At 74.0% G+C, this 16,864-nt stretch carries 14 protein-coding genes and 1 pseudogene; 10 read left to right on the top strand and 5 right to left on the bottom strand.

The features are described 5' to 3' along the window. Positions 1-14: 14 nt before the first annotated feature. The 3 genes from GKE82_RS18250 to GKE82_RS18240 are packed head-to-tail and all read right to left on the bottom strand — an operon-like array spanning position 15 to position 3,349. The gene (locus GKE82_RS18250) at positions 15-1,082 is read right to left on the bottom strand and encodes a GTPase (RefSeq protein WP_107568488.1); all 1,068 of its coding nucleotides are present in this window, start codon (positions 1,080-1,082) and stop codon (positions 15-17) included. Further along, positions 1,079-1,711: a molybdenum cofactor biosynthesis protein MoaE gene (locus tag GKE82_RS18245; protein ID WP_154734269.1), complete on the bottom strand. Its 633-nt coding sequence runs from the start codon at positions 1,709-1,711 to the stop codon at positions 1,079-1,081. Before GKE82_RS18245 ends, GKE82_RS18250 begins: the two co-directional genes overlap by 4 nt. A gap of 9 nt (positions 1,712-1,720) precedes the next feature. Continuing rightward, on the bottom strand, positions 1,721-3,349 hold the full coding sequence (locus GKE82_RS18240) for a flippase activity-associated protein Agl23 (protein WP_196189301.1): 1,629 nt from the start codon (positions 3,347-3,349) through the stop codon (positions 1,721-1,723). 116 nt (positions 3,350-3,465) lie between these two features. Between GKE82_RS18240 and GKE82_RS18235 the strand changes: the two genes are divergently transcribed. The 7 genes from GKE82_RS18235 (at position 3,466) to GKE82_RS18205 (ending at position 11,082) form a co-directional block, all read left to right on the top strand. Beyond that, the gene (locus GKE82_RS18235; RefSeq protein ID WP_107568485.1) at positions 3,466-4,971 is read left to right on the top strand and encodes a hypothetical protein; all 1,506 of its coding nucleotides are present in this window, start codon (positions 3,466-3,468) and stop codon (positions 4,969-4,971) included. 39 nt (positions 4,972-5,010) lie between these two features. Beyond that, the gene (locus GKE82_RS18230) at positions 5,011-5,640 is read left to right on the top strand and encodes a bifunctional 2-polyprenyl-6-hydroxyphenol methylase/3-demethylubiquinol 3-O-methyltransferase UbiG (RefSeq protein ID WP_154734267.1); all 630 of its coding nucleotides are present in this window, start codon (positions 5,011-5,013) and stop codon (positions 5,638-5,640) included. Positions 5,641-5,685: 45 nt separating this feature from the next. Next, positions 5,686-5,949: a type II toxin-antitoxin system prevent-host-death family antitoxin gene (locus GKE82_RS18225; RefSeq protein WP_309233692.1), complete on the top strand. Its 264-nt coding sequence runs from the start codon at positions 5,686-5,688 to the stop codon at positions 5,947-5,949. After that, the gene (locus GKE82_RS18220; protein WP_107568482.1) at positions 5,946-6,317 is read left to right on the top strand and encodes a type II toxin-antitoxin system VapC family toxin; all 372 of its coding nucleotides are present in this window, start codon (positions 5,946-5,948) and stop codon (positions 6,315-6,317) included. The genes GKE82_RS18225 and GKE82_RS18220 overlap by 4 nt, the downstream gene beginning before the upstream one ends. Further along, positions 6,314-8,782 carry a DUF1963 domain-containing protein gene (locus GKE82_RS30955; RefSeq protein WP_154734265.1) on the top strand — a complete coding sequence of 823 codons (2,469 nt, stop codon included), beginning with the start codon at positions 6,314-6,316 and terminating at the stop codon, positions 8,780-8,782. The genes GKE82_RS18220 and GKE82_RS30955 overlap by 4 nt, the downstream gene beginning before the upstream one ends. Positions 8,783-8,885: 103 nt before the next feature. Continuing rightward, positions 8,886-10,514 carry a methylmalonyl-CoA mutase gene (locus tag GKE82_RS18210; RefSeq protein ID WP_107568480.1) on the top strand — a complete coding sequence of 543 codons (1,629 nt, stop codon included), beginning with the start codon at positions 8,886-8,888 and terminating at the stop codon, positions 10,512-10,514. A gap of 70 nt (positions 10,515-10,584) precedes the next feature. Further along, the gene (locus GKE82_RS18205; protein WP_107568479.1) at positions 10,585-11,082 is read left to right on the top strand and encodes a DUF2269 family protein; all 498 of its coding nucleotides are present in this window, start codon (positions 10,585-10,587) and stop codon (positions 11,080-11,082) included. Here the strand turns inward: GKE82_RS18205 and GKE82_RS18200 are convergent. Further along, positions 11,001-11,342, bottom strand: a complete 342-nt coding sequence (locus GKE82_RS18200; protein ID WP_107568478.1) for a hypothetical protein — start codon at positions 11,340-11,342, stop codon at positions 11,001-11,003. The genes GKE82_RS18205 and GKE82_RS18200 overlap by 82 nt on opposite strands. A 98-nt stretch (positions 11,343-11,440) precedes the next feature. On the opposite strand from GKE82_RS18200, the gene GKE82_RS18195 reads away from it, so the two are divergent. The 3 genes and pseudogenes from GKE82_RS18195 to GKE82_RS18185 all read left to right on the top strand — a co-directional run bounded on the left by GKE82_RS18195 (position 11,441) and on the right by GKE82_RS18185 (position 15,855). Next, on the top strand, positions 11,441-12,277 hold the full coding sequence (locus GKE82_RS18195) for a hypothetical protein (RefSeq protein WP_154734264.1): 837 nt from the start codon (positions 11,441-11,443) through the stop codon (positions 12,275-12,277). Between the two features lie 129 nt (positions 12,278-12,406). Then, positions 12,407-13,971, top strand: a pseudogene (locus GKE82_RS30025) (acyl-CoA carboxylase subunit beta). A 240-nt stretch (positions 13,972-14,211) separates the two neighbouring features. Further along, the gene (locus GKE82_RS18185; protein ID WP_154734263.1) at positions 14,212-15,855 is read left to right on the top strand and encodes an alkaline phosphatase; all 1,644 of its coding nucleotides are present in this window, start codon (positions 14,212-14,214) and stop codon (positions 15,853-15,855) included. On the opposite strand, the gene GKE82_RS30950 is transcribed toward GKE82_RS18185, so the two are convergent. Beyond that, on the bottom strand, positions 15,852-16,802 hold the full coding sequence (locus GKE82_RS30950) for a DMT family transporter (RefSeq protein ID WP_309233690.1): 951 nt from the start codon (positions 16,800-16,802) through the stop codon (positions 15,852-15,854). The genes GKE82_RS18185 and GKE82_RS30950 overlap by 4 nt on opposite strands. Positions 16,803-16,864: the final 62 nt, after the last annotated feature.

Below are 16,864 nucleotides of genomic sequence, written 5' to 3'. Positions count from 1 at the left end.
CTCCGGCGGCGAGCTCAGCCGTCGCGCTCGCCGCGCGCCCGGCGGGCCAGGGCGGCGAGCAGCTCGCGCGACGGCCCCTGCCGGCGCGCGGCGGGATCGAGGACGTCCGCGCCCGCCACCTCGCCCGCCCCGGTGCGCAGCACGACGCGGTCCCACGGGGCCACGAGCAGCTCGTCCTGCGCGGCGAGCCGCAGCTGGTGGAAGCGGCCACCGAGCCACGCGACCTCCGCGCGCACCTCGCGCGCCCCGGCGAGCACGGTGACCGCCGAGCCGTGCGCGAGCCGCACGTGCTCGCCCAGCGCGACGTCCAGGACGCGGGAGCGCACGACCCCGGCCTCGGGGCCGACGAGAGCGTCCCCCGGCGCGACCTCCCCGGCGGGGACGCCGTCGAGGCGCACGACGACGCGATCCCCGGCGACCGCCTGCGTCGCGAGCGCGCCGCGCACCCGGACCGCGCCGACGAGCGCGTCGTGCCAGGCGGGCAGGAGCTGCAGCGCCGCGCCGACCGCGAGCGTGCCGCGCAGCACGCCGCCGACGACCGCGGTCCCGGCCCCGGGTACCTCCTGCACCGACTCGACGTGCAGCACGACCGGTCCGGTCGCCGGCCGCCGGTCGACGCCGCGCACGACGTCGAGCAGCGGCGCGGGATCGACCGCGCCCGTCGCCGCCGCGTCCGTGCGCAGCACCGGGACGGCGGCGTCGACCGCGGGCAGGCCCGCAGCGAGCCCGGGGGCGGCGCCGGCCCGGTCGCAGCGGGTGAGGCAGACGGCCGCGACCGGCCGGTCGAGCGCCGCCAGCAGGTGGGCGTGCTCGAGCAGCTCGGGGGTGGGCCCGTCGTCGGCGGCCACGCAGAGCACGTGGGCGTCGGCCGCGGCGAGCGCGGCCAGCACCGGCCCCGACACGCTCCCGGGCAGGTCGACCAGCCCGACGCCGTCGCAGAGCACCTCGTGGGGCAGGGCGGTGCGGCCCGTGCGGTGCTCCTGCGCCCCGACGAGCGCGTCCTCGATCCCGGCGAGCGCCGCGACCAGCGCGGTCTTCCCGACCCCGACCGGTCCGGCGAACGCGACGGTGCGGGCGCTCACGGCCCGGTCGGCGGGACCGACTCGTGCTTCCAGTCGCCCTCTTCCTTCTTCCAGATCGGGGCGCGGTCCTTCAGCTCGTCGATGATCTCGCGCGCCCCGAGGAACGCCTCGGGACGGTGCCCGGCGCTCACGGCGACGAGCACCGACGGCTCCCCGAGCGGCACGCGCCCGATCCGGTGCTCGACCGCGGCGGCACACAGGCCGTGCCGGGCGACCGCCGCCTCGGCGACCTCCCGCAGGACCGGCTCCGCCATCTCGGCGTACGCCTCGTAGTCGAGGAAGTCGACCTCGCGGGTGCGGCCGTCGAACGTCACGACGGCCCCGGCGGCCGGGTCGGCGACGAACCCGGCGAGCCCGTCGAGCGACAGCGGCTCCTCCCGGATCGCGACGTGCACGCGCGGCGCCCCGCCGCTGACGGGCGGCACGACGGCGAGCTCGTCCCCGGGCGACAGCAGCTGGTCCTCCCCGGCGTACATGCGGTTGACCGCGAGCACGAGGCACAGGCCGGGCGGGGCGAGGTGCTCGATCGCCGCGATCGCGTCACGCACGCGCGCGCCGTCGGGCAGGTCGACCTCGATCTCCGCGGCGCCCGCCCGCTCCTTCAACCCGGCGAACAGCTTGATCGTCACGCGCACCGTCTAGAGCCCCTTCCGGATGAACAGCGTCTCGTCGAGGTCCGAGAGCGGGCCCCACGCCTGCCGCTTGAAGTACCAGTTCCACCACGCGCGCGGCGTCGCGTCCCCCCAGTCGCGCGCCCAGCCGGACCGCAGCAGGATCGGGCGCGCATCGTACGCCTGCAGGCCGCCGAGGCCCGCGACCTGCGATCCGGCGGTCAGGACCAGCGCGTCCGTCGACGGGGTGTAGCCGGGTGTCCGCACCCCGGCGTCGTAGGAGACCTGCAGGTCCCGCAGGTACCAGGCCCACGGGAACGACGCCCCGTCGTTGGGGTCGATCGTGATGCTGAGCCGGCGGCCCTGCGAGCGCTGGAGCTTGGTGTCGAGGTCGTGCAGCCGCTGCGAGGCCGCCGGGATCTCCGGGCCGGACTGGGTGGTGACGAGCAGCTCGCTGGGGTCGACCGGGTCGTCGGCGTTGACCCGGTAGGAGGAGTAGACCGTCGACGCGAGGCCGAGCACGAGCAGGCCGAGCGCGACCCGCGGCAGCACCCGGTCGCGGCCCGCCCACACGACCTGCAGGCCGATCCCGGCGAGCAGCAGCAGCGGCAGCAGCGGGTGGAGGATCAGCCACGCGAACCGCTCCCCGGCGATCGAGTAGCCGGTGAACGAGGCGACGAACAGCCAGACGAGGAAGACGGCGAGCACGCGCACGTGCGGGACGACCCGGTCGGTGAACCCCGGGATCTCCGTCGACGGGCGCACCGCCCAGCGCAGCACGGCGATCGCCCCGACCAGGCCGAACAGGACGACGGGCCACTCGTAGCCGCCGAGGATCCCCGCGTAGAGGTACCAGCGCTCCCCGCCGCGGCCGACGTCGTGCTGGTCGATCCAGTACTTCGGGCCCTCGTAGATCCCGTCCCAGATGCCGGCCCAGTGGCTGCCGAAGCTCGAGAAGAACGCGCAGTAGACGAGCACGAACGCGAGGCCCGCCAGCACCCACGGGCGCCAGCCGACGGCGAGCGCCACCTGCACCGCACGGGTGCGTCCGGTGTGCCGTACGCGCGCCCCGACGAGCAGCGCGACGATGAACAGCGCGCAGAGGAACCCGAAGATCAGGCCGGACTCCTTGACCGTGAGCGTCGCGGCGAGCAGCGCGAACAGCACGGGCGGATGCCAGCGGCGGGGCGTGTCGAGCATCCGGATGACGATCACGATCACCGCGAGCGTCATCGCGGCGATGTGGATGTCCTCGCGCGTGAAGCGCGAGTAGTAGAGGTAGGACGGGCCGATCGCGAGCCCGACGGCCGCGGAGTAGGCGGCGATGCGGCCGATGTGCCGGCGCACGAAGAACGGCATCGCGACCATCAGCGTGCCGAGCAGCGCGGGCCCCGAGCGGGCGGCGAAGTCGGAGACGCCGAACAGCTTGTAGGTGAGCGCGGTGGCGTAGTACTGCCACGGGCCGTGCAGCAGCGGGTTGTACTCGTAGGTGTGCTGCTGCGTGATCGTCGACCACGAGAAGTACGCGATCTGGCTCTCGTCGTGGTGGAACGAGCGGTCGCCGAGGTCGATCAGCCGCAGGACGAGCGCGCCGAGCACGAGCAGGCCCCAGGCGAGCGCCTCCGGGCGTCCGATCCGTCCGCGCAACCGCTCCATGGCGGGGATCATGGCGGCTGGCGCGGCGCGACGGCGCAGCGCCGCGGACGGCGCGGGTCGCACATCCGTCTCGTATCGCTGGACCGCTCGCGGGTGCGGGGCTAGCGTCGCCGGTCATGCACCGGATGCGCACGACGGTCTCCCTGGTCACGGCCGCGACCCTGCTCGCCGCCGCCCCCGCCACGGCGGGCACGCCCTTCACCCTCGGGACCACCACCAACGGCAACGACAAGTTCTCCGTCGCGATGAACGACGCCGACGGGACCGCCTACGTGGCCTGGCAGACGAGCGCCACCCAGGTGGCGTTCTGCCGCCTGCCGCGCGGCGCGCGGGCGTGCGCGGCGACCGCGACGATCGGCGCGCCGTCCGACGTCGAGCAGCCGTGGCTGCTGCGCAACGCGGGCTCCGGCGAGCTGACCCTCGTCGACACGCGCTACGTCGCCGGGAACGTCCGGATCTGGCGGTCGGTCGACGACGGCGCGACGTGGACCGGTCCGACCGCGGTCAGCGACGCGAACCCGGGGACCGACGCGCGGCGCCCGCTGCGGCTCGACGGCGGGTTCGTGCTGACCCCGTCGACGAACTCGGGGCGCCGGATGGACCGCTGGGCGCTCGACGGGTCGGAGGCGGCGACCGACACCTCCGCGATGCTCGGGGACGGCGGCGTGCCGTTCCTCGTCTACGACCTCGCGGTCGCGCGGGCGGGCGCCCCCGGGCTCGTCGCGGTGGCGAACAACCTCGACAACGCCTACTTCTGGACGCTCCCCGACCAGGCGGGCGCGGACCTCGTCGGCAACTGGGTCGGCCCGACGCTCCTGGGCGCGGGCGAGAAGGACACGGACGTCGTGTCCGGCGGCGGGCAGACCTACGCGTTCTCGCGCACCGGGGGCACCGTGCGCGTGCGCAAGCTCGCGGGCGGCTCGTTCGGCGCGCCCGTCGCGACCGTGCCGTTCACGGGCTCGCTGTCGCGCAGCGACGCGTCCGAGGACGGGGGCGATAGCGTGCGGGCGGGCGCGCTCGGGGGCGCCGTCTACGCGATGGTGTCCAGCGACGGCGGGGCGACCTACGCGCTGCGGGTCGTCGCGGCGGAGAGCGGCACGTTCCCGGACGTCGGGATCGACGACAGCGGCCAGGGTCTCGTCGTCTACAAGGGGGAGGGCAACCTGCTGCGCGCCGCGGACCTCACCCCGGCGGTCCCCGCCACGACGCCGACGCCGGTGATCCCGTCCCCCACCCCGACGCCCACCACGCCGACGTTCGTGCCGGGTGGGCCCTCGGGGCTGCCGTCGAGCGCCAGCGGGTCGTCCAACGGCGGCAGCTTCACGGTGTCGGGCCCGCGCACGTGCGTGCCGCGCGGAGGACGCTTCACCGCCACGCTCACGGTCCGCAAGCAGAAGCGCAAGGGCAACCTGTTCGTAAAGGTCACGAAGGTCGACTTCTCGATCGACGGCCGGATCCTGCGCACCGACCGCAAGGCGCCGTTCCGCCAGACCCTCACGGCCACCGCGACCGCGGCGAAGGGCAGCACGATCACGATGCGCGCCCGCGCGTTCATCAAGGTCCGCAAGACCAAGAAGGTCCCGAAGAAGTCGGTCTCGCTGAAGATCCGGATCTGCTCGTAGGCCGCCCGGGCGCGGCGGGCGGGTAGCCTGCCGCGCACCGTGACGCCGCTCATCCCCGCCCGCCTGCGCGCCCGGCTCTCGCGCGCCACCCCGCCCCGTGAGGAGCTCGTCGCCGCGCACGTCGCCGGCCGGTCGTTCGCGGACGTGGGCTGCATGTGGTCGGTGCACGGGGCGATCGCGTTCGCCGCCGAGGACGCGGGCGCCAGCGAGGTCAGCGGCATGGACCTCATGGGCGAGACCCCGGAGTTCCAGGCCGAGCACGCCCGCCGTCGCTCGCGGATGCGGTTCGTGCAGGGGGACCTGCACGACGAGGTGGCGCTCGCCGGGCTCGGCCCGCACGACGTCGTCTGGTGCAGCGGGGTGCTCTACCACGCGCCACACCCACTGCTGACGCTCGAGCGGCTGCGCTCCGTGACGCGCGAGACGCTGATCCTCGCGACCGAGACGATCCCCGAGCGGATCGGCGCGCGGAACGTCTGCGTGTTCGCGCCCGAGCCGGGGATCCACCCGACGCACACCGAGCCGTTCGACCCGGCCCGCAGCTACGTCAACTGGTACTGGGCGATCACCCCGAGCGCGCTGCGCGCGATGCTCGGCGCGACCGGCTTCGAGGTCGTGCAGGAGCACCGCACGCCGTTCCACACGACCGTGGTCGCGCAACGTAGTTAGTCGGACTGGTTGACCTGTTGGTCCGCGGGGTCTAGGTTGGGCTCCGTGAAGACCGTCGGCATCCACGAGGCGAAGACCAACCTGTCCTCGCTCATGCGCGAGGTCGAGGCCGGGGCGGAGGTCCTCGTCACCCGCGGTGGCCGTCCGGTCGCCAAGCTCGTCCCGGTGGTCGAGGTCGACGGCGGCCCTCGGGAGGTGCGGGGCCGGGGCCTGTTCAAGCACGTGAGGTCGAGCGAGATCGACCTGCCGGGAGACGAGGAGCTCTACGGGCGGATGTTCGGGATCCTGCCGTCCGGCGAGGCCGGGTGAGGCTGCTGCTGGACACCCATGCCGCCGTCTGGTGGGTCACGGACGACCCGCGGCTGAGCCAGCGCGCCGGCGAGGCCATCGACGATCCCGGCAACGAGCGACTGCTCAGCGCGGCGAGCGTCTGGGAGCTCACGATCAAGCGCAAGGCCGGGAAGTACACCGGCGTCGACCTCCACGACGTCCTCCAGACGGCCGACATCGCCGAAGTCCCCATCACCGCGGCGCACGGCCGGTTCGCCGCGGACCTCCCGCTCGTGCACGGCGACCCGTTCGACCGGGTCATCGTCGCGCAGGCGATGCTCGAGCGGTGCGTCCTGGTCACCGGCGACCCGCGCCTGCGGGAGTATGGCTGCGCGGTCCTGTGGTGACCGAGCCCATCCTCCGGGACGCCTGCCGTACCGTCCTGGAGACGTTCGCACGCATCCGCGCCGACGGCGGCGCTGACGCGTTCCGCGCGCTCGCACGGTCGCGGGTCGTCTCCTGGCGGGACGACATCCGTCACGGCGGCCCGGACCCGGTGCCCTGGGCGCAGGAGCGCTCCGGCCGGCCCCCGGGGGAGTTCGGCCCGCCACCGCGGGACCGCGACGAGCGCGTCGGCCTCGACGCCGACGGCACGATCGTCATCCACGAACGCCCCGGCCCGGAGGGCGCGGCGCCGTTGGTCCTGAGCGCCGCACTTCCCGCGGCCGGGGGGATCACGCGCGTGCGACACCCGGGCACGGTCGAGCAGCTCGTCCTCGACGAGGACGGCCGGGTCGTCCTCGTCGCCACCACCGAGAACGGCCAGGACGTCGAGGTCGAGCGCTGGACGTGGATCGAAGGGCGCCCGGCGCGCGGGGCGGCCGCCAGCACCTGGGAGAACGAGGTCGGCACCCGCGTCACGCTCCGGGCGACGTTCGACGACGAGGGCCGACTGGACGAGCTGCGCCGCGGGTTCACCGGCCTCGGACGGTTCCAGGCCCCCGGGCACGATGACGAGCCGCCCGTGACCGACGCGCAGGCGCTCGTGCCCGCGCTCTCGCAGGCGCTCGACGCGGCGGACGCCGACCCGGACGGCGACCGGGTGGTCTGGTCGGCCGTGACGCACCGTCCGGAGCCGCCGCGGGCCGACGACGACGCGCTCGTCGCGGATCTCGTCTCCGGGTTGACCCGCGCGATCGTCGTGACGGTCGCCGGGCTCGACGTGCAGGAGCCGTTCGTCGTCCGGGTCGACGCCCGCCGCGATCACGAGCCCCGACCCGGCCCCCTCCCCGGACAGGTGACCGTCGGGGGCGACGCGATCCGCCGGGACGCGCGGGCGCGCCCGGCAAGCGGCGGAGCGCTCGAAGCGCTGCGCGCCACCCGTGACCGCCCGGGGCACAAGGCGACCGCGCCGCTGCAGCCCGCCTGCGACGCCGCCACCCTCCAGGCGTGCCGCGAGTTCAACACCATGGCCGCGCACGACGGGACGGAGCCCGACCTGCACCGCTGTGTCCGGGTGCTCGGCGACGTTCGCCGGGGGCTCGCGCGGAATCTCGCGCAGGAGGTGCCGGCGGGTGCGATCGACCCGTTCCTGCACCTCGTGGAGCTCGCGACCCTGTACGACAGCGAGTACGAGATCGGCTGGGAGGCCGCCGCCGAGGTCCACGGCGCCGAGCACGTCGCGGCGTTCCGACGCTCGCTGAGCGCCCCGGCGGTCGACGAGCCCGCCGACTGGTCGGCCGCGAACCGCGACCGGGCCACGCTCGAGCGCTTCCTCACCGACGGCGGCCTGCCCGAGCACGCCGGGCGGCTCGCGCACGAGATCGCAGAGTGGGGCCTGCGCGCCGAGCCGGCGACCGGACCGGTCACGAGTCGGCTCGGCGGGCCCGCGCTCCTGCCGCCGGGCACGGACTGGCCTCGGACCAGCGGCGGACGGGCGCTGACCTTTCTCGCCGCGGTCGACCTGGCCGAGCTGCCGGCCGTCGAGGGCGGCTCGCCCCTGCCCGACGCAGGCGTCCTGCTGTTCTTCGCGGTGCTCGACCCGGACTTCGCCGACGAGGTGTTCGAGGACGAGGCGGACAACACACCGGGGTCGACCGTGCGCGTGCTGTTCGTCCCGCCGGGAGACCGTCCGCAGGAGCGCGAGCACCCGCCCGAGCTCGGGGCCGCCGGCGACGGTCGGCGGCTGCGCGACCGGCACGTCGGGTTCGTCCCCCGTCTGACCTTGCCGACGGGCTACGACACGGCCACGACGCTCGGGCTCGAGGGTGCGAGCGCCGAGGCGTACTCGACCCTCGCGTTCGCGCTGCTCGACGACGCCGCCCCTCCTCGGGATCCCGGTCGCGGGAGCGCCGAGGACGACGGCGAGGACGACCCCGACCGGGGCGACGACGGCCGGGGCGCGACCGAGCGGCCCGACCCCGGGCCGCGGGCCGGGTCCTCCGAGGCCGGCGTCGACGTGCGCGAAGCGGTCGACCGCGTCGTGGAGGCCGGCCGCAGGGGCGGCTGGCGCGGAGTCCTGCGAGCGGCGCACGAGCTGGCCGGCGAGGCGCTCGAACGGCTGGACGAGCCGCCCGCGGGCGGCGCCCGACGCGGCCCCGACCTGGACGACCACGACGACGGCGAGCGAGGCGACGCGTGGGAGCGCGACGACGGCTACACGCTCAGGGGCACCCACTGGGTCCTCGGCCACGAGCCCGGCGTCCAGGGCCACGAGCCCGAGCCGGACACGGTGCTGCTGTTGCACCTCGCCTGGGACGAGGCGCTGGGCTTCACCTTCGCCGACGGCGGCAACTTCCAGTTCCGGATCCCGGCGACCGCGCTCGCGAAGGGCGACTGGAGCGCGGTGGTCGCGACCGCGGACTCGAGCTGAGCCTGCCCGGGGCGACCGTGCGCGGGCCTGCCGTGGCGCGGACCCGCACGGACGCCGTGCGGGCTGACCGCCGGGTCGACGCCGTCGGGCGTAGGCTTCCGGCATGGCCACCTCCTCCGAGCGCGACGAGCGCCTGACCGTCGCCCCGATCGTCGGTCCCGACGACCCCCGGCACTTCACCGACTCCGGCATCGAGATCGCCCCGCTCTACACGGCGGCGGACGTGCCGGACGACCTGGAGGAGCGCCTCGGCGAGCCGGGGTCGTTCCCGTACACGCGCGGTCCCCACAAGGACATGTACCGCAAGCAGTTCTGGACGATGCGCCAGTACGCGGGCTACGCCTCGGCGAAGGAGTCCAACGAGCGCTACCGGTACCTGCTCTCGCGCGGCGGCACCGGCCTGTCGATGGCCTTCGACCTGCCCACGCAGCTCGGCCTCGACTCCGACAACCCGCGCTGCCTCGGCGAGGTCGGCCGCACGGGCGTCGCGATCGACACGATCGACGACATGCGGACCGCGTTCGACGGCATCCCGCTCGACCAGGTGTCGACGTCGATGACGATCAACGCGCCGGCCACCGTGCTGCTGTGCCTCTACCAGCTGGTCGGCGAGGAGCAGGGCGTCCCGAGCGAGAAGCTCCGCGGCACCACGCAGAACGACGTGCTCAAGGAGTACATCGCGCGCGGCAACTACATCTACCCGCCCGAGCCGACGATGCGGCTCACGACGGACCTGTTCGCGTACTGCAAGGACAACGTCCCGAAGTGGAACACGGTCTCGATCTCCGGCTACCACTTCCGCGAGAAGGGCTGCTCGGCGGTCCAGGAGGTCGCGTTCACCCTCTCGTCGGGCATCGCCTACGTGCAGGCCGCGGTCGACGCGGGCCTGAACGTCGACGACTTCGCGCCGCGCCTGGCGTTCTTCTTCAACGGCCACAACAACGTCTTCCAGGAGGTCGCGAAGTTCCGCGCCGCCCGGCGGATGTGGGCGACGATCATGCGCGACCGCTTCGGCGCGCAGAACCCGAAGTCGATGATGCTGCGCTTCCACACGCAGACCGGCGGCGTGACGCTCACCGCCCAGCAGCCGGTCAACAACATCGTCCGCGTGGCCCTGCAGGGCTTCGCCGCGGTCTGCGGCGGCACGCAGTCGCTGCACACCAACGGCTACGACGAGGCGCTGGCCCTGCCCACCGAGGAGGCCGCGAAGACCGCGCTGCGCACGCAGCAGATCATCGGCTTCGAGTCCGGCGCGACCGACACGGTCGATCCGTTCGCGGGCTCGTACTTCGTCGAGGCGCTGACCGCGGAGATCGAGTCGCGCGCCTACGACCTGATCGCCAAGGTCGACGAGCTCGGCGGCTCCGTCAACGCGATCGAGTTCATCACCGCGGAGATCGACGAGAGCGCCTGGGGCTACCAGGAGCGCTACCGCCTGGAGCAGGACATCGTCGTCGGCGTGAACAAGTTCGTCGAGGAGGAGCTCGAGGTCCCGGACCTCCTGCGCGTCGACCCGGCGTCCGAGCGCGAGCAGGTCGAGCGCCTGAAGGCGTTCAAGGCCAACCGCGACCAGGCGCTCGTCGAGCAGCGCCTGGAGGAGCTGCGCGGCGCCGCCCGCGGCACCGACAACCTCGTGCCGTTCATCCGCGAGGCGCTGCGTGACCGCGCCTCGATGGGCGAGGTCTGCGCCGCGATGCAGGACGTGTTCGGCAAGTACCAGCCGAAGTTCTGAGCCGGTCCGGGTCCGGCCCCCGCGGCCGGACCCGTCGGCGGTCGTCCGCGCCCCGGGTAGCCTTCCGGGCATGACCGCCATCCTCTTCTACGACGTCGTCACGGCCGTCCACGTCCTCGGCGTCGTCGTCGCGTTCGGCATCACCTTCGCGTACCCGCTGCTGCTGCGCTGGGTCAAGGGCCGCCACCCGCACGCGATGCCCGCGCTGCACGGCGCGCAGGACATGCTCGGCAAGCGGATCATCACGCCGGGCATGGTCGTCGTGCTGGTCGCCGGGATCTACCTGGCCTCCGACCGCGACCTCTGGGACCGCGTCTGGGTGAGCGTGCCGATGGTCATCCTGATCGTGCTGTTCGGTCTCGGCGGCGCGTTCTTCGCCCCGCAGGAGCGCAAGCTCGCCGAGCTGTCGCAGCGCGACCTCGCCAGCGGCAGCGAGCCGGGCACCGTCCGCTTCAGCGCCGAGTACGAGGCGCTCTACCAGCGCGTCTACACGGTCGGGCTGGTCGCCGCCGGACTCGTCGCCGTCGCCGTGTTCTTCATGGTCGCCAAGCCGGGCGGGTACGCCTGAGCCTGGGCCTCCTCCCACCCGTCGGGCCACGGGTCCGGCGGGAGGTCCGGCCCGCCGTCGCCGCCCCCGCCGCCGCCGTCGTCGTCCGGCTCGTCGTCCTCGTCGTCGGGGAACGACGGCGCGAGGTAGGCGCAGCACACGAGGTAGGTCTCGACGGCGAACCCGATCGCGACGCAGCCCTCGAGCACGGCGCCCGACAGCGCGGCGACCGCCCCGGCGGCGCCGATGGCCAGCAGCAGCGCGCGTTTGCGGGCCGTCATGTGCCTGATGGTACGTGGCGGGCGCAAGGCGCCGTTCAGGCTCCGTAACCGCGCCACGCCGGAAGGAACCGGCCGGGAGCGGTGGAATCCCGGACGCGATGCCCGAAGCGACCGTCAAGCGCACCCTGGTGAAGAGCCCGCCCGAGCTGTGGGCGGAGATCAGCGACGTCGAGTCGCTGGCCCGCCACCTGGGCGAGTTCGGCGAGATCCGCATCACCCGCACCGAGCCCGAGACCACCGTCGCCTGGGAGGGCGACCGCGCACGCGGCACGGTGGAGCTCGAGGTCTCGGGCTGGGGGACCCGGGTGATCCTCACCGCGGAGGCCGTGGAGTTCGCGCCCGACGCGCGCGTGGCCGGGGCCGGCGAGCCCGAGGCCCCGGCGGTCGCGGCCGCCGTCCCGCCGGTGGACGCCGTCGTCGCGCCCGCGCCAGAGCGCGAGCCCGTGCCGCCCGAGCTCGAGCCGTCCGCGTCCGCGTCCGCGGCGCCCGAGCCCGTCGAGGCGGCCACGCCGGAGCCCACCGTCACCGTCGGCTCGGTCCTGCCGGTCGAGCCGGAGCCGCAGCCGCAGCCGGAGCCGGAGCCGGCTCCGCGGCGTCGCGGGTTCTTCGCGCGGCTGTTCGGCCGCCGAGCCCCGGAGCCCGCCCCGTCGGCCCCGGCACCGCCGCGCGCCGCACGGGCCACCGCGCCCACGCCCGCCGCCGAGGCGCCCGTCGAGCCGTCCCCGGTCGAGCCGGCGCCCGCCCCGGTCATCCCGCTGCCCGTCCGCGCCCCGGAGCCCGTCGAGTCCGAGGAGCCGCCGCCCGCCGCGGTCGCCGTCGAGCCCGCCGCGCCGGCGCCCGCCCCCGAGCCGCTGTCGCCCGAGCGCACGAGCGCGATCCTCGCCGGGGTCCTGGACGACCTCGGCGCCGCGCACCACCGGCCGTTCTCCCGCTGAACCCGGTCGGGGACGCCCGGCTACACCCCCTGTCCGGGCGGTCGACGCCCCCCGACGGGGCGCGTTCCCACGGCTCCCGGGGCACCGGGAGGTCGTCCCGGCGCCAGCCGCAATAAACTCGCCCGTCCCATGCGCCAGAAGCCACCGGAGACGTTCGAAGAGAAGCTCGCCCAGCTCCACGAGTTGCGTGCCGAGGCGATCCACGCCGAGGGGCCTGCGGTCGAGAAGCAGCACGCCAAGGGCAAGTACACCGCCCGCGAGCGGATCGAGAAGCTGCTGGACGAGGGCAGCTTCCAGGAGGTGGACACCTTCGTCCGCCACCGCACCTACGACTTCGACATGCAGAAGCAGCGTCCGTGGTCCGACGCGGTCGTCACCGGCCACGGCACGATCGACGGCCGTCGCGTCTGCGTCTTCTCCCAGGACTTCACCGTCTTCGGCGGCTCGCTGGGCGAGGTCATGGGCGAGAAGATGTGCAAGATCATGGACCTGGCGGCGAAGATCGGCTGCCCCGTGATCGGCATCAACGACTCGGGCGGCGCGCGCATCCAGGAGGGCGTCGTCTCGCTCGGCGCCTACGGCGACGTCTTCACCCGCAACGTCCGCTGCTCGGGCGTCATCCCGCAGATCTCGCTGATCATGGGCCCGTGCGCCGGTGGCGCCGTGACTCCCCCGCCATCACGGACTTCATCCTGATGGTCAAGGAAACCTCGCACATGTTCATCACCGGCCCCGACGTCATCAAGTCGGTGACGGGCGAGGAGGTCGGGTTCGAGGAGCTGGGCGGCGCGATGGCGCACAACAGCAAGTCGGGCGTCGCGCACTTCGCGTTCGAGGACGAGGACCACGCGCTGGAGGAGACCCGCTACCTCTTCTCGTTCCTGCCGCAGAACAACCTCGAGACGCCTCCGCGCGTCCAGCCGACCGACGACCCGCAGCGGATGGATCCGGAGCTCGACCACGTCGTGCCGGACAACCCGAACAAGCCGTACGACATGCGCAACGTCGTCAAGCACATCGTCGACGACGGCGAGTTCTTCGAGGTGCAGGAGCACTTCGCGAAGAACATCATCATGGGCTTCAGCCGCCTCAACGGCCACGCCGTCGGCATCGTCGGCAACCAGCCGGCGGCGCTCGCCGGCGTGCTCGACATCGACGCGTCGGCGAAGGCCGCGCGGTTCGTGCGCACCTGCGACGCGTTCAACATCCCGATCATCACCTTCACGGACGTCCCGGGCTTCCTGCCCGGCACGACGCAGGAGTGGGGCGGCATCATCCGCCACGGCGCGAAGCTCCTGTACGCCTACACCGAGGCGACCGTCCCGAAGATCACGGTCATCACCCGCAAGGCCTACGGTGGCGCGTACGACGTCATGGCGTCCAAGCATCTGCTCGCGGACTTCAACTTCGCGTGGCCGACCGCGGAGGTCGCGGTCATGGGCGCGGAGGGCGCGGTCAACATCATCTACCGCCGCGACATCGCCAGCTCGCCGACGCCCGAGGAGCGCCGCCAGGCCCTCATGGACGACTACAAGGCGCGGTTCGCGAACCCGTACGTCGCGGCCGAGCGCGGCTACATCGACGACGTGATCGTCCCGCACGAGACCCGTCCGAAGCTCATCACCGCGCTCGAGACGCTCTCGACCAAGCGCGACCCGGGCCCGCAGCGCAAGCACGGGAACATCCCGCTGTAGCACCCGGCGAGTCACCGGCGTCCCCCGCCGGTGACTCTGGCAGGATCCAGGACGTGAACCGCGCGTTCACACCTGGGAGAGGAGAACCGGGTGCGTGCGCGGCGGCCGTCGCTCGCGGCCGCCGCTGCACCCCGCTCCGGATGTCGGTTCGGACATCCGTCGAGCGTCCTGCACCGCCCCCACGGACGGTCGCCGCGCCGGTAGCGTCGCGGGGTCCCCACCGTCCCGCAGGAGGTCCCCATGTCCCACCCGTCCCGGACCACGCGCCGGCGCTTCCTCACCGGCGCCGCGGCGACCGGCGGTGCCGTCGTCCTCGCCCCGCAGACGTTCGCGCTCGGCCTGGCCAGCGCACGCAAGGCCCCGGTGTTCCGCGGCGGCCGCTTCGCCGACGGCGTCATCTGCGGCGACCCGACCCCGACCGGCTGCACGCTGTGGTCGCGCGTCACCGGCGTCGAGGGCGCCGGCCGCGTCGAGCTCGAGGTCGCCACCGACCGGGCGTTCCGGCGCGTCGTGCAGCGCCGGCAGATCGCCACCAGCGGCGCCGCGAACCACGCGGTCAAGGCGCGGCTCACCGGCCTGAAGCCCTACGAGCAGTACTACTACCGCTTCAGCACGCGGACCGGTGAGAGCCGCGTCGGCCGGCTGCGCACCGCGCTGCCCGCGGGCTCGCAGCAGCCGGTGCGGTTCGCGTTCTTCTCCTGCCAGGACTACACGCACGGCTGGTACAACGCGCACGAGGTCATGGCCAAGGAGGACCTCGACTTCGTCGTCTGCCTCGGGGACTACATCTACTCCGAGACCTACCACTCCGTGAAGGGCACGAAGACCGCGGTGCGCGACGACCGGATCGGCCGCAGCGGACCGAACCGGGACATCGTGCGGGAGGCGCTGACGCTCTCCGACTACCGGGCCAAGTACTCGCTCTACCGGTCCGACCCGGCGCTCCAGGCGGTCCACGCGCGCTTCCCGATGGTGATGCTGTGGGACGACCACGAGGTGCAGGACAACTACGCCGGCGCCGAGAAGGACGGGGGTCTCCCGGCCGCCAAGCGCTACGGCGCGGCGCGCAAGGCGGCGGCGCGCAAGGCGTTCTTCGAGAGCATGCCCGCGTTCGCGGGCTCCAGCGGGCAGCGGATCTACCGGTCGCTGCGGTTCGGGGACGTCGTCGACCTCGTCGTCATGGACCAGCGCAGCTACCGCCAGGACCAGCCCTGCGGTGACGCGGTCGTCGCCCCGTGCGCGGAGCTCGAGCAGCCCCGCGCCCTGCTCGGGCGCACGCAGCTGGACGCGGTCAAGCAGCGGCTCGGCTCCTCGACCGCGGCCTGGAAGGTGCTCGCGAACGAGGTGACGATGATGCCGACGCGGGTCCTCGGCGGCGCGAACTACTCCTACGACACGTGGAGCGGCTACCCGGGGGAGCGCGAGGAGCTCCTCGGCTTCCTGCGCGACCGCGCGATCAAGGACACGGTCTTCATCACCGGCGACATCCACACGTTCATCGCCGGGGACGTGCGGACCGCGGCCGGGGAGACCGTGGCGACCGAGTTCGTCGGCGGGTCGATCACCTCGCAGTCGCTCGGCGAGACGAAGCTCGACGTCGGCGGCGGGGTCGTGCTGCCCGGCAACGACGCGAACCCCCAGACCGACCCGGGGCTCATCGACACGCTGCGGGGCTTCAACCCGTGGGTCGACCAGGCGGACTTCGACCACCACGGGTACGGCAAGGTCGTCGCGACCCCGTCGGCGTTCGACTGCCAGATGGTCCGCATGGAGACGATCAAGCGCCGGACCACCAAGACGCTCCCGAGCACCGGCTGGCGCTACCGGGTGGCGCGCGGCCAGCAGTCGATCAAGGGCGTCAACGGACCTCCCGCCACCGCCTAGGAGGCGGCCGGGGGCGCGCTGCGCGCGGCGGCCACCGGGGACGTGGCCGCCGCCGCCGTGCCCGCCGCGGCGGGCGGGCCGCTGCCGCGGCGCGCCAGCGCGACGCCCGCCAGGCACAGGGCGCCGCCGGCGAGCGCGATCGTCGCGGGCACCTCGTCGAGCAGCAGCCAGCCGAGCAGGACGGCGAGCGGCGGGACGAGGTAGGTGGTCGCCCCCATTCGCCCGGCGGTCGTGCGACCGAGCGCGAACGCCCAGGTGGTGAACGCGACCGCGGTCGGGAAGATCCCCAGGTACACGGTCCACGCGAGCGCGCCGGCGTCGGCGTCCCCCGTCTCGCGCACGAGGACCGCCGAGAACGGCAGCAGCACGACCGTGCCCGTGAGACAGGCCAGCCAGGTGATGCGCAGCGCGCTGGTGCGCGCGAGCAGCGGCTTCTGCAGCGTCACGCCGACGGCGTACGCGACGGCGGCGCCGACGCACAGCGCGACCCCGGCGAGGTCGGCGTGCCGGGACGCGGTCGACCCCGCCCCGATGACGACCGTGCCGGCGAACGCGACCGCGCAGCCGAGCAGCAGGGCGCGCGGGAAGCCCTCCCCCAGGACCGCGCCGGCCAGCAGGGCGATCAGCAGCGGGCCGAGGTTCACGAGCATCGCGGCGGTGCCGGCGTCGACGCTCCGCTCGCCCTGGTTGAGCGCGACGTTGTAGAGCCCGAACCAGACGACGCCGCACAGGGCGATCGCGGGCAGGTCCCGGCGCTCCGGCAGGCCCGCCTCGCCGCGCCAGAGGACGACGAGCGTGAGCACCAGCGACGCGACGAGCAGCCGCCCGAGCGCGAGCGGGCCGGCGGTGAGGTCCTCGGCGGCGGCACGGATGCCGACGAACGCCGACGCCCAGAGGAGGACGGTGACGGCGGCGGCGGCGAGGGCGAGGCGGTCGGTGCGCGGCACGCCCGTCACGGTAGACGCCGGACGCTTCGGTCCCCGCCCAACCGTCGCGGCCGTACGCTGGA

The sequence above is a fragment of the Conexibacter sp. W3-3-2 genome (assembly GCF_009707605.1).
Classification (GTDB): Bacteria; Actinomycetota; Thermoleophilia; order Solirubrobacterales; family Solirubrobacteraceae; genus Paraconexibacter; species Paraconexibacter algicola.
The sequence above is the reverse complement of the archived record's forward strand: the minus strand, read 5'-3'. Positions and strand labels throughout refer to the sequence as shown.

What these genes read in the sequence shown, in the direction of transcription:
- GKE82_RS18235 (WP_107568485.1), top strand. Translation starts at nt 3,466, where the DNA reads ATGCACCGGATGCGCACGACGGTCTCCCTGGTCACGGCCGCGACCCTG.
- GKE82_RS18195 (WP_154734264.1), top strand. Translation starts at nt 11,441, where the DNA reads ATGCCCGAAGCGACCGTCAAGCGCACCCTGGTGAAGAGCCCGCCCGAG.
- GKE82_RS18185 (WP_154734263.1), top strand. Translation starts at nt 14,212, where the DNA reads ATGTCCCACCCGTCCCGGACCACGCGCCGGCGCTTCCTCACCGGCGCC.
- GKE82_RS18205 (WP_107568479.1), top strand. Translation starts at nt 10,585, where the DNA reads ATGACCGCCATCCTCTTCTACGACGTCGTCACGGCCGTCCACGTCCTC.
- GKE82_RS18200 (WP_107568478.1), bottom strand. Translation starts at nt 11,342, where the DNA reads ATGACGGCCCGCAAACGCGCGCTGCTGCTGGCCATCGGCGCCGCCGGG.
- GKE82_RS18210 (WP_107568480.1), top strand. Translation starts at nt 8,886, where the DNA reads ATGGCCACCTCCTCCGAGCGCGACGAGCGCCTGACCGTCGCCCCGATC.
- GKE82_RS18240 (WP_196189301.1), bottom strand. Translation starts at nt 3,349, where the DNA reads ATGGAGCGGTTGCGCGGACGGATCGGACGCCCGGAGGCGCTCGCCTGG.